The sequence below is a fragment of the Roseovarius sp. YIN77 genome (assembly GCF_057219155.1).
On record NZ_JBXVVI010000035.1, the window covers coordinates 1 to 11,168 of the forward strand.

General features: G+C 55.3%; 12 protein-coding genes and 1 tRNA gene. 4 read left to right on the forward strand and 9 right to left on the reverse strand.

What is annotated here, in order from left to right:
* Together AC2D8P_RS16105 and AC2D8P_RS16110 are read right to left on the reverse strand one after the other, a co-directional pair.
* The coding region (locus AC2D8P_RS16105) for a hypothetical protein (RefSeq protein ID WP_484703834.1) at positions 1–406 on the reverse strand (406 nt) is incomplete at its 3' end.
* Positions 407–547: 141 nt separating this feature from the next.
* Positions 548–1,534 (reverse strand): 2-hydroxyacid dehydrogenase, encoded by a 987-nt coding sequence (locus AC2D8P_RS16110; protein WP_484703836.1) that lies wholly within the window; start codon positions 1,532–1,534, stop codon positions 548–550.
* Between the two features lie 123 nt (positions 1,535–1,657).
* Between AC2D8P_RS16110 and AC2D8P_RS16115 the strand changes: the two genes are divergently transcribed.
* On the forward strand, positions 1,658–2,158 hold the full coding sequence (locus AC2D8P_RS16115) for an SH3 domain-containing protein (protein ID WP_484703838.1): 501 nt from the start codon (positions 1,658–1,660) through the stop codon (positions 2,156–2,158).
* Positions 2,159–2,210: 52 nt separating this feature from the next.
* On the opposite strand, the gene efp is transcribed toward AC2D8P_RS16115, so the two are convergent.
* The gene (gene efp, locus AC2D8P_RS16120; RefSeq protein ID WP_484703839.1) at positions 2,211–2,774 is read right to left on the reverse strand and encodes an elongation factor P; all 564 of its coding nucleotides are present in this window, start codon (positions 2,772–2,774) and stop codon (positions 2,211–2,213) included.
* Between the two features lie 207 nt (positions 2,775–2,981).
* Between efp and AC2D8P_RS16125 the strand changes: the two genes are divergently transcribed.
* On the forward strand, positions 2,982–3,293 hold the full coding sequence (locus tag AC2D8P_RS16125; RefSeq protein WP_484703841.1) for a DUF6280 family protein: 312 nt from the start codon (positions 2,982–2,984) through the stop codon (positions 3,291–3,293).
* Positions 3,294–3,345: 52 nt separating this feature from the next.
* Here the strand turns inward: AC2D8P_RS16125 and AC2D8P_RS16130 are convergent, their stop codons facing one another.
* Positions 3,346–3,924, reverse strand: coding sequence for a cobalamin biosynthesis protein CobQ (locus AC2D8P_RS16130; RefSeq protein ID WP_484703843.1), 579 nt, complete (start codon positions 3,922–3,924; stop codon positions 3,346–3,348).
* Between the two features lie 59 nt (positions 3,925–3,983).
* Between AC2D8P_RS16130 and AC2D8P_RS16135 the strand changes: the two genes are divergently transcribed.
* Positions 3,984–5,435, forward strand: a complete 1,452-nt coding sequence (locus AC2D8P_RS16135) for a cobyric acid synthase (protein WP_484703844.1) — start codon at positions 3,984–3,986, stop codon at positions 5,433–5,435.
* A 21-nt stretch (positions 5,436–5,456) separates the two neighbouring features.
* On the opposite strand, the gene AC2D8P_RS16140 is transcribed toward AC2D8P_RS16135, so the two are convergent.
* The 3 genes from AC2D8P_RS16140 to AC2D8P_RS16150 all read right to left on the reverse strand — a co-directional run bounded on the left by AC2D8P_RS16140 (position 5,457) and on the right by AC2D8P_RS16150 (position 8,618).
* The gene (locus AC2D8P_RS16140; protein WP_484703845.1) at positions 5,457–6,464 is read right to left on the reverse strand and encodes a hypothetical protein; all 1,008 of its coding nucleotides are present in this window, start codon (positions 6,462–6,464) and stop codon (positions 5,457–5,459) included.
* 94 nt (positions 6,465–6,558) lie between these two features.
* A complete protein-coding gene (locus tag AC2D8P_RS16145) occupies positions 6,559–7,932 on the reverse strand; it encodes a TolC family outer membrane protein (protein ID WP_484703847.1) in 1,374 nt (457 codons plus the stop codon).
* A gap of 32 nt (positions 7,933–7,964) precedes the next feature.
* Positions 7,965–8,618, reverse strand: a complete 654-nt coding sequence (locus tag AC2D8P_RS16150; protein WP_484703849.1) for a protein-L-isoaspartate O-methyltransferase family protein — start codon at positions 8,616–8,618, stop codon at positions 7,965–7,967.
* Positions 8,619–8,747: 129 nt separating this feature from the next.
* Here AC2D8P_RS16150 and AC2D8P_RS16155 point away from each other — a divergent pair.
* A tRNA-Cys gene (locus tag AC2D8P_RS16155) sits at positions 8,748–8,821 on the forward strand.
* An 86-nt stretch (positions 8,822–8,907) separates the two neighbouring features.
* Here AC2D8P_RS16155 and AC2D8P_RS16160 read toward each other — a convergent pair.
* Together AC2D8P_RS16160 and AC2D8P_RS16165 are read right to left on the reverse strand one after the other, a co-directional pair.
* A complete protein-coding gene (locus tag AC2D8P_RS16160; RefSeq protein ID WP_484703851.1) occupies positions 8,908–9,828 on the reverse strand; it encodes a tyrosine-type recombinase/integrase in 921 nt (306 codons plus the stop codon).
* 452 nt (positions 9,829–10,280) lie between these two features.
* Entirely contained in the window at positions 10,281–10,991 is a 711-nt protein-coding gene (locus AC2D8P_RS16165) for a hypothetical protein (RefSeq protein WP_484703853.1), read from the reverse strand.
* Between the last annotated feature and the right edge of the window lie 177 nt (positions 10,992–11,168).

Here is an 11,168-nt window from a genome sequence, read left to right on the forward strand (position 1 = left end):
TAACGTCACCCACCAGAACCGACCCCTGATTGAGGTTCAGCATCGCGTCAGCGCCAACCATACGTACTGAGTATGATTGCTGTGAAATGACTGTCCCGCTGTTGGTCACGGTGTTGCCATCGCCATTGGCATAAAGGCCGCGGGCAGAAATTCCACTCGTTGTCACCGTGCCGCTGTTGGTCAGGGTGTTGTTGGCGCCACCAGTGACACGAAGGCCGTAGGCAAAATTTTCACTCGTTGTCACAGATCCGGAACCCGTCACCGTGATCGTTTCATCCCCATCCAGCGTGTTGCCGCCATTGGTGGTGACCACAGGTACATCAATAATAAAATCATCCGCCAGCGCCGCACCGGTCAGTGCCCCAACCGCCATCAGCGCACACAGCGCCACATTCAATCTATTCATAATCGCGTCCCCCTTAAATCCCACGCCATTAACCAATATGGTGGTTGGCGGAGGCAAGAATTTTGGGAAAACTTTTCAATTTTGACAGTGTTTTAATAAATCCTTGGATTGCCTATCAGCCCAAATTTACGCTCTCCCCGTTCATAGCATTCCGGGGACGACCTGATCAGGCGGGCGGTGACCGTCAGCGAAGGTCTTGATGTTTATGATGACCTTTTCGCCCATCTCGACCCGGCCCTCATATGTGGCAGAGCTCATATGCGGCAAGAGGACGACATTGGGTTGCGCGATCAGGCGGGGATTGATCTGGTTCCCGCGCTCAAACACGTCGAGCCCGGCGCCCGCGATTTCCCCGCTTCGCAACATGCGGGTCAGGGCGTTTTCGTCGATCACCTCGCCGCGGGATGTGTTCACGATCACTGCCGTTGGTTTCATCAATTTCAGGCGCCGCGCATTGATCAGGTGAAAGGTTGATGGCGTATGTGGGCAGTTGACCGACAGGATATCGACCCGGGCCAGCATCTGATCCAGACTTTCCCAATATGTGGCGTCATGGCTGGCCTCGATATCTGGGTGCAGGCGCTTGCGGTTGTGATAGTGGATTTGCATCCCAAAGGCCGATGCCCGTTTGGCGACGGCCTGTCCGATCCGCCCCATGCCCAGAATCCCCAGCCGGCGCCCGGTCAGGCGCCCACCCAGCAGCGCCGTGGGCGACCAGCCATCCCAGTCGCCGGATTGTGTCTGCGCCATACCCTCTGGCATCCGGCGTGCAACGGCCAAAATCAGCCCAAGCGCCATATCCGCGGTATCATCTGTTGCCACGCCGGGTGTGTTCGATACCAGAATCCCCCGCTGCCCGGCGGTGTGAATGTCAATATGATCCACGCCCGCCCCGTAATTGGCGATCAGCTTCAACCGATCCCCGGCAGAGGCCAGCGCCGCGGCATCGATCCGGTCGGATAGCGAGGGCACCAGAACGTCTGCCTCCTGCATGGCCTGAATAAGGTCTGCGCGCGCCATGGGCTGATCATCGGTTCGAAGCCGAACATCGAACAGCTCACTCATCCGGGTTTCGACGCGTTCCGGCAGGCGTCGCGTGACGACAACACTTAGACGTTTCGATTGCATTGTGGGCTCTCCACTGCTTTTCTTCCCCTCTCGCTCGTGGCAAGGTTGGCGCAACGACGCGCGCGGCACAAGAACCTTCGCCGTCAGAGGATGATATTTGAACCATTGTCAGGGCAGTCAGACATGTTTCGCCGAGCTTTGATCTTTGCGCTGGTCCTGATGTGCGGACCAAGCCTTGCGGCTGAGCCCGTCAGGGGCAGCGTAACCAATCTGCCGTTGCCCCGGTTTGTGTCGATGAAGGCGTCAGAGGCCAATGTGCGCCGGGGGCCGGGCCTGACCCATCGCATCGACTGGGTATTCAAGCATCGGAACATGCCGGTACAAATCACCGCAGAACATGGGCATTGGCGCCGAGTTCAGGATCGTGACGGGGCTGGTGGATGGGTCCATTATTCGCTGCTGTCCGGTGTGCGTACCGTGATTGTCGAAGAGGACATGATGGCCCTGCACAAACGCCCAGAGGCCGGTTCCGACGTGAATGCGCGCCTGGAACTGGGCGTCATCGCCCGGCTGGGGGACTGTCAGGGCAACTGGTGCGAAATGTCGGCTGGCGGTTACAAAGGCTGGGCCGATAAGGGCGCGGTTTGGGGTGTGGAGGTGCCTCAGCCAGAGGCAGAAAATTGAAACGGAATGCGCCACCCGAAGGTGGCACATTCATCCCCGGTATCCGATAAACTCAGGCGCGTTCGGAATATTCCATCGTCTCGGTATTGACGACGATATCCTCGTCCTGGCCCACGAAAGGGGGCACCATGACGCGCACGCCATTGTCCAGCAGCGCCGGCTTGAAGCTGTTGGCGGCGGTTTGGCCTTTGACCACCGGTTCGGTTTCAACGATCTTGCAGGTGACTTTTTGCGGCAGGGAAGCGTTTAGCGCCTCTTCCTCATAAAACTCGACCACGATGGTCATGCCGTCCTGTAAGAACGGGCGACGTTCACCCAACAGATCTGCGGGCAGCTGTATTTGTTCATAGGTTTCCGTGTCCATGAAGATCAACATACCGTCATCCTCATACAGAAACTGCTGGTCCTTTTGTTCCAAACGCACGCGTTCGACCTTATCGGCAGAGCGGAACCGTTCGTTCAGTTTGGACCCATTGCGCAGGTTTTTCATTTCGACCTGCGCAAAAGCCCCGCCTTTGCCGGGTTTGACATGATCGACCTTGACCGCGGCCCACAGGCCATCATTGTGTTCCAGCACGTTGCCGGGGCGAATTTCATTACCGTTGATTTTCGGCATTGCAGCAAATCCTTGACAAAAACTTGATGACTCTTGGCGGTAACCTATATATGGGTGGTCGGACCCATGCAATACGACGAAATACGCCCATAGCTATGCGCTGCGCGCATGGCAGGCATTCCAGAAATAGTATACCGAATCGGCTGAAAATCGTCATATTGACCGGCACGCCAGAAAAGACAAGAGCAAGAATAAAAGGACGACGAGATGTTTGATTTCGTTGACGGTACAGCATTCAACCACGAACAGGGCAACCGCGCCAAGAAACTGTTCGCCGCCGTGGTCTTGGCCGCGCTGGATGATGCTATTGCAGATGACAAAAAATACGGCAACGGGCCAGAGCAGATCGCCCGTTGGGCACGTTCGCGTGACGGACGCGAGGTTTTGACATGCGCGGGGATCGACCCCAACGAGCGCGTGGTCAAAGGCCTGATGGAATTTGTTGGCAATGGTGTGCGGACTTCTGTCGCGCTGTCGCGCGAAGAAAGCGAACGCCGCCAGGCCGCCGAAGCTGCCTGATCATAAAGATCAAGACAGAATTCAAAACGCCCCGCCGGGGCGTTTTATTTTTTCATGTGGTGGTAAAAACCCACGCCCAGATCAGCCCAGGCATGATTTGACCCAAAGCCGCCAGTCCGATGATCCAGCGCGCCCAGTTTGCCTGATGCCGCACCCACAGCCAGCCGCAGCACCCCACAGACAGCAGGATTTCAGCCGGCCCAACCAGGTTGCCAAAATGGCGATGGTCCCAATAACTTAGCGGGCTATGAAAAACCCAATTGCTGACCGGCCAGAAATGGCGACGTGCATCATCGTGATGCAGCGGAAAATCCAACGCCAGATGCAAGAGCGCCGCACCGGTCAGCGCAATTGCCCAAGCCGATCTGCGACGCAGGGCCAGGGCCAACATCACCCCCCACAGGATAAAACTGTTATCGACGGCAAAGACCTGCTGCCAGGCGTCAGAAAAATACAGCTGATCGAACACCACCCGGGCGGGGATTTGTGAAACGAACAGCGCCCACCCCGCCATCAGATACAGCGATAGATCCGGCAACAAAGAGCCGATGACAGCAGCGAGGGTTACTTTCGCCTGGCCTGGTTTTCCAAAAACCGTCGCCCCCAGGATAAGATGTGCCGGAGTATTCAAAGTCTTCTTTCGCAGCTTATGTGAAACCGATAGGTACAGCCTAGATCGGAGGGCGCAAAATGGCCAAGGCAATCATGATTCAGGGTGCTGGATCAAATGTTGGTAAATCCATGATTGTGGCCGGGCTGGCGCGCGCCTGTCGCCTGCGTGGGCTGTCGGTGCGCCCGTTCAAACCGCAAAACATGTCCAACAATGCTGCCGTCACCGTGGATGGTGGCGAAATTGGTCGGGCACAGGCGTTGCAGGCCCTCGCCGCCGGGGTGGCGCCTCATACGGATATGAACCCGGTGCTGTTGAAGCCTGAATCCGAACGGGGTGCCCAAATCATTGTGCAGGGCAAACGTTTTGACACGTTGAAGGCCCGCGATTTCGGCAAGATGAAGGGGCAGTTGATGGCCCCGGTTCTGGAAAGCTTTCACCGGCTGGCGGCATCTTGCGATCTGGTTTTAATCGAGGGCGCAGGAAGCCCGGCAGAGATCAACCTGCGCAAAGGCGATATCGCCAATATGGGCTTTGCCGAGGCCGCAGATATCCCGGTGGTCCTGACCGGTGACATCGACCGGGGCGGCGTCATTGCGCAACTGGTGGGAACACGTGCGGTACTGGACCCGGCGGATGCGGATCGGATCAAGGCCTTTATCGTGAACAAGTTTCGCGGTGACCCGTCGCTGTTTGATGATGGCCTTAGGGAAATTGAAACCCGCACGGGCTGGCCGTCGCTCGGCGTTTTGCCCTGGTTTGCCCATGCGCATAGATTGCCCGCCGAGGATGTGCTGGACATCGCCTCCAGCCACAGCGGCGGGTTTCATGTCGCGGTGCCGAAACTGCCCCGAATTGCCAATTTCGATGATCTGGATCCCCTGTCGCAGGAAGTCGATGTTCGGGTCACGATTGTGGAACCCGGCACCCCCCTGCCCGGCGATGCCGATCTGGTGCTGATCCCCGGCAGCAAGGCAACGATTTCCGATCTGGCGGCGTTCCGGGCAGAGGGGTGGGATATCGACCTTTTGGGCCATATTCGGCGCGGCGGTCATGTGCTGGGCATCTGCGGTGGCTATCAAATGCTGGGCCGCGAGATCATTGACGAGGACGGGATCGAGGGTGCACCGGGCAGATATGAGGGGCTTGGGTTGCTGGATATCTCTACCGTGATGAAGCCCGAAAAAAGATTGGCGCAAACCACCGCCACCTATCTGACCACCGGAGATGAGGTTCAGGGTTATGAAATTCATATTGGCGTAACAACCGGCCGGGATCGCGATCGCGGCTGGCTGGGCACGGCCCGTGGGCCCGAAGGTGCCACCAGTTCAGATGGCCGCATTCGGGGCTGTTATCTGCACGGCCTGTTCAGTTCTGACAAGTTCCGGCGCAGTTTTTTGTCGGAACTTGGGGCACGGACATCAGATCTAGGCTACGATAGCCGCGTTGATCAGACCCTTGACGATCTGGCCAGCCATCTGGAAACCCACATGGATATCGACCGGCTGTTGGGGCTGGCCAAGCAGGTCTGACACGCGTGGCGAATTCTTGGACTAGTCCAGTTTCTCTGCGGCAAGCGCGATCTGGATTTCCCGGCGCACCAGTTTGCGAACATTGCGGGTGATACGTTCGCCCAATGCGCCCTGCAATTCCTGCCGGACGATTTCCGTTACCAGATCATGCAGCGTATCTTCGTCAATCAGGCCTGTTTCCGGCTCTGATGGCAAAACATCGTCTTCGGCAGTATCCTCAATCAATACATCTGCCTCAACCGCGTCTTCGGGCCCGAGGGTCAGAACCGGATGGGACAGTGCTTCGGGATCTGGGGCGACTTCAGGGTCGTTGTCTGCGCGAGGGGGCGCAAAATGAACAATCCTGTCAGGGATCTCTCCGGTGACGTCAGATCCATCAGGCTCCCAATCGCCAGACTGTGCACCAACGGCTTGTTCCAGCTCTGCAATCGTTTCTTCCAACGCGCGAACCGATTGCAGGTCAACCGGTTGCTCTGCCGGAGATGAGACGGTGACCGCATCATCGAACCCGGAATCCATGTTTGCGGCGAGTGTTTCGTTTTCTTCAAGCGGCTTGTCCGCCGAATCGTCATCGACACTCCGTGACGAAAAGAACAAAGCAGCGGAATTCCAATCCGGGTCTTCTATGTCATGTTTTTCCGACCCGGCCTGTTCAGGTGACGCTTCATCCAGATCATCATTGTTAGGCAGCAAACGCAGAACGCGCCGGGTGGGCAGTGCATTGGATTTACCAAGTTCTTTGGGGCCGGTGGGTTCAGGAGTATGCGTTGCGGACTCAGCTACCGCAGGATCAGACTCACCCGCAATTTCTAGCGGTGCGCCATCCGAGATTGTACCTTCACCCGGAACATCCTCATCCGGGACACGGTAGGCCTCGGTCAGTACAAATCTGCCTTCGACAGTGGAGTTGGCGCCGGATACATTCTCGCTTAACGCCAGATTGCCAGAACCGCCCGGCGTGATCGACACCAGTCGCCGAATGGAACTCAGGACATCTTCTATGTCGTTGTTTGAAACCATTTCAGTCATGCTCGTCCTGCCTTCGCCCCGCCAAAAGTGTACCGCGACACGGATGCGCGCACAACATCTACGCGGCAATTGGGAAACAAATTATGCAAGATCGTTACTGATAGCCAAGACGTTTCATCAGCGAATCCAGCCGCTTACCCTGCTCACTAACGCTGCCGATCGGGGCATTGTGGACGGCATTGTAGTAATCGGCGGGATCATAGGTCGCAACATCAAGATTCAGGTGCCGAACCGTCAGAAAACCCATAGAAGCCAACAAATTATAGGTGGCGATCTGGGCGTCAGCCTCTGCCGAGGCGCGGCTTGCCCGGGCATCCAGAAGCTCTTGTTCCGCATCCAGAACATCCAGCGTGGTCCGCGCCCCTAGTGAGGCTTCTTCTCTGGTGCCGCGATAGGCAATCTGGGCGGCGCGAATCTGCCGATCCGTCGCCTCAATCTGCGCCCGGGCTACCAAAAGATCGCTCCAGGCGTTACCTGCGTTCAAGGCAACCTGTTGATTCACCAATAACAAACCGGCGCGCGCCGCTTCTTTCTGCGCGGCTGCGCGACGCTCCAAGGCGCGCAGCTGGCCACCCTGATAGATCACACCGCCCAATTCCACACCCAGCGAATTGGTTGTGTCGCCCTGATCGGTGATTGAACTGCGGCCCGTCAAAGATACAGAAGGCCTAAGATTGGCACTGGCGCGGGCCTGATTAAGCTCCGAAATCGTCACTTCACGCTGCGCACCTTTAATATCGGGGTGATTGAGGCGCGCATTTGCTTGTGCCTCTTGCAAGGATGACGCTGTCTGGGGTTGTCGGGAAGGCGCTGCCAACTGCCCCGGGTAGCTGCCAATCGCCGCGCGGTATTCTTCGCGTGCTTGTGCAAAGTCACCTTCAGCCGCAGACAAACCAGCCCGGGCTGCGGCCAAGCGTGATTCTGCCTGTGCGACATCGGTTCGAGTAACTTCACCCACCTCAAACCGATCCTGCGCGGCTTGCAGCTCTTCGGAAATCAGCCGCACATTGTTTTGGCGCAACTGAACGAATTCCGCCTCGCGGCGCACTGACATATAGCCAACGACCGCCCTCAGCAAAACTTGCTGTTCCACACTGACGAGCGCCTCTCTGGTGGCGAGAACGGTTTCCTTTGCCGCATCGATGGCAAGGCGATTGCGGCCGAAATCAAACAAGGTCAGATCTGCCGTCAAGCCCGCGCTGGTGTTCAGGCGCTGACCCGTCGTTGTGTCCTGAAACGATTGCGTGGAAGAGACAAAATACTGAATGCTCGGTCGGATCGCGGCGATGGCTGTCGCAACATCCTCGTCAGCCGCCCGCAAAAGGGCGCGGTTTTGTTCCAGCAGCCCACTATTCTGGTAGGACCTGATCAAAGCATCCGCGAGCGTTTCGGCGGACACTGTTCCTAGTGACAAAAACAGCGCTGATACACTGACCAAGAGCCCTTGAAACTTTCGATAACCACGCATTCTAGCCCCCGTAAAACCTATAAAATATCGAATTATAAAGAAAAAACGGCTTCCTTGGCAAATCCGTTCAGTACTGGCGCCGCAGCATTGAAAGCGTCCCGCCATGAGACGTTTCCATTTTGCATATGCCCGATCCGCACGGTCCCCAGCGCCCCGGACATGAACAAGGCCGCAATCCGGCCACCGTTTTTCAACTGATCCGTCAATTCGGTCGGCACAGTTTCCACGCCGCCTTCGATGATAATGACATCATAGGGACCGTGTTTTGCTGCACCTTCGGATAAAGGGTTTTCGATCACGGCCGCACTGTCGGCCCCATGCGAGGATAACAACGATTGGGCCTCTGCGGCCATGTCGGCATTTTCCTCTACCGCAACAACTGCATCGGCCAAACGCTCGATCACAGCGGTCGAATAACCAAGCCCGCAGCCGATATCGAGCACCATTTCATCCGCCTGAATATTCAGGGCATCAAGCATCTTGGCAAATGTTCTGGGCTCCAGCACCACACGGCCACCAGTCAATTCCACATTTTCACCAACATAGGCCGCTTCCCGTCTGTGATCAGGAAGATAAGCTTCACGCTCAACCGATAGCATCGCATCGATAATCGGAAACTTCGTCACATCTGATGGGCGGATCTGGGTATCAACCATCATTTGGCGGCGGGAAGCAAAATCTGTCATGCGGGCACTCATTCATTGCAGAGTTATATTCTCTCTCTTGCCACATCAGCGCAGATACAGCAACACGACATCAAAGCGAAAGACGCTCTTGCACCCGTGGAATTGCATGCTATAGACACCCCACCCTTCGGCGAGTTGGCGGAGTGGTGACGCAGCGGATTGCAAATCCGTGTACACCGGTTCGATTCCGGTACTCGCCTCCATTTAAAATCAATGACTTAGATATATCATCCCGCTACGCGGGCGGTCCATTTTACATGCCATTTTACAATTGATGTTCTTTTTGCGTTCACTGTGCCGCCGCTAACGCGGTCAAAACCTCGTCAGTTTCTTCCGGTGAAACCTTTGCGTAGCGCTCAATCATCAAGGCGGCGGTACGGATCGACCAGCCCATGCAAGCCGCAATCTGGGCCAAAGACAGCCCAGCGCGCAGGAGACGCGTTGCAGCGGTCCCTCTCGCGTCATTGAGGCGCAAATCGTATCCGATCACGTCTGGCAGCAAACCAGCCTTGTCACGCCATTGTCTGAGACCCTCTGAGGCTCTGTGTTCGGTAAGCGCACCGCCAGAAGCGTTTGTTAGGATCAATAGACGATCTTCTGGCGTTTCATCGATAATGTTGGCCATAGCTTGAGTGACCGGAATGTAGGCAGGTACACCGCGCTTGTTTGTGCGGATGCGAATACGACGCCCTGCGGGGGTTTTCTCGATTTGATTGCGGCTCAACCGGATTAAATCGCCGGGGCGAAGACCAGTTTCTGTTGCTGCAATCAGAATGCGGCGAACCCAATCAGGGCAAATCGCAGTGACCTTAGCGATTTCACTAGGTGACCAGACAATCTCCGAACGATCCACGTCATAGAGCTTTTCGAGCCCCTGAATCGCATTTGTCTCTATGTACCCTTCGGTGTCAGCCCAGTTTAGAAAAAGGGTGACGACTGCACCGCAGTAATCATATTGTTTAGCGCTATGAATCCACTTCTGTCGCCATTTGTTGAACTCCCGCTTAGAGGCAGCGGCCTCCCACATTGAGATATCATCGGGACCGAACTCTTCTGAAAAGCGCTCTAGCCAACGTCGGTAATCAGCTTGGGTACGCGGCTTCCTTTTAAGAAATGCCGCGCTGGCATAATATTCCGCCGCTACATCGGAATTGGATTGTATGATGACCCTTGGTTTGCAGTCCTCCATGGCTTGAACGAATGCAGTCATGAACTCTGCTGACCTTGGAAACCGCTCCTGACCTGACCAGAATCCGGTGCCTTTGCAACCTCGCAACGAAAAGTAATATTTCGTTGTTCCATCAGCAAGCTTAGCACGAGTTCGATGAACACCTTCTGGTAGCTTGCAATATCTAGACACTTCTTCTGGCCTTGCTTCGTTCCAGTGCTCCCTCTGCTCCGGCGTTAGCTGGTATACCAAGACCCTGAATTACATTTAGTCGATGTCTAACAGCGGCAGGATCATAACAATCTCTTCTTCCGGGAATTGGTTCAATTCCGGCGGTTCTACAGAACTTGCGAAATGCTGAAGTTGAACCTTCAAACAATAGGGCTTTAGCCAATTGCCTTCCCGATATGAGAGAAATGCAATGTGTTTGATCGCATTTGGCTGAGGGGGGTGAAGCTGTTTCGACCTTAAGTTCGGAAGCAAGGAACAACAAATTATCCATTCAAATCTCCATCATGAAAAAACTCTCCCTTCACACGATAGTGCTTAATTTGACCTATACCGGGAACGCTGGACCATAAGTTGTTGTTGCCCGGAGCTGCCAACAAATATCCATCTTTCTTCAGCTTTTTTGCCATCACAGTTGCGGTTACATTACCTCCTCCCAGTTTGCCCATTTGATCGGCAGGTAGGAAGTAAATTCGATCTGACTGCGTACGACCTTTATCAACTGACGTGTAGCAACCTGTCTCATCTAGGTAACCAAATAACGCAACAACCTCGCGGTTCTGATTATCTCGCTCATAATCAAGATCGACAATATCCACGCCCATTCGCATCAATACGCCTTCGCGCAAGTTGCCCAGAGCCAATTCAAGCGGGTCCAAATTTCGCGCCATGCGCGCTTTAGATCGCTCCAGAACGCGCTTAACTATTCCAGCTAAGTTGAAACCATCAGCAATCAATCCAGCTTCTTGGGCAAGCTCGCCCGCAGCAAGCAACATTGCTGCAGCGCTTACAACGCGGCGAACCTGAGGTGAGTCAGACATTTCTGTGAACTGCTTCTCTGCAGTGCGGATGCGTTCGCGTAGTTTTTCAGGATTTGATGACAATTCCAGTTCAATCAAATGTTTGACAAAAACAGGAGCTGCATGGCCGTAGTGTTGTTTTACACTTTCAATTGCCAACACCGTTTCTATATCCAACTCGACGGCGTCATCGACGTCAACTTCCCAGCAACGCGCAACTGCGCCTGCTGCAGCATTGTCTTAGCCCCCTAAAACTGTGCCACTACTTGAGTGTTACAGAAGGAACGAGGGATGGCTCGAAAACGGTATTCGGATGAGGATGCGCTGAAGATATTGCGCGAGATTGATGTGCAC

Bases quoted from the DNA above. Each gene is read 5' to 3' on its own strand.
- AC2D8P_RS16110 (WP_484703836.1), bottom strand. From the start codon at position 1,534: ATGCAATCGAAACGTCTAAGTGTTGTCGTCACGCGACGCCTGCCGGAA.
- AC2D8P_RS16115 (WP_484703838.1), top strand. From the start codon at position 1,658: ATGTTTCGCCGAGCTTTGATCTTTGCGCTGGTCCTGATGTGCGGACCA.
- efp (WP_484703839.1), bottom strand. From the start codon at position 2,774: ATGCCGAAAATCAACGGTAATGAAATTCGCCCCGGCAACGTGCTGGAA.
- AC2D8P_RS16125 (WP_484703841.1), top strand. From the start codon at position 2,982: ATGTTTGATTTCGTTGACGGTACAGCATTCAACCACGAACAGGGCAAC.
- AC2D8P_RS16135 (WP_484703844.1), top strand. From the start codon at position 3,984: ATGGCCAAGGCAATCATGATTCAGGGTGCTGGATCAAATGTTGGTAAA.
- AC2D8P_RS16140 (WP_484703845.1), bottom strand. From the start codon at position 6,464: ATGACTGAAATGGTTTCAAACAACGACATAGAAGATGTCCTGAGTTCC.
- AC2D8P_RS16145 (WP_484703847.1), bottom strand. From the start codon at position 7,932: ATGCGTGGTTATCGAAAGTTTCAAGGGCTCTTGGTCAGTGTATCAGCG.
- AC2D8P_RS16150 (WP_484703849.1), bottom strand. From the start codon at position 8,618: ATGACAGATTTTGCTTCCCGCCGCCAAATGATGGTTGATACCCAGATC.
- AC2D8P_RS16160 (WP_484703851.1), bottom strand. From the start codon at position 9,828: ATGACTGCATTCGTTCAAGCCATGGAGGACTGCAAACCAAGGGTCATC.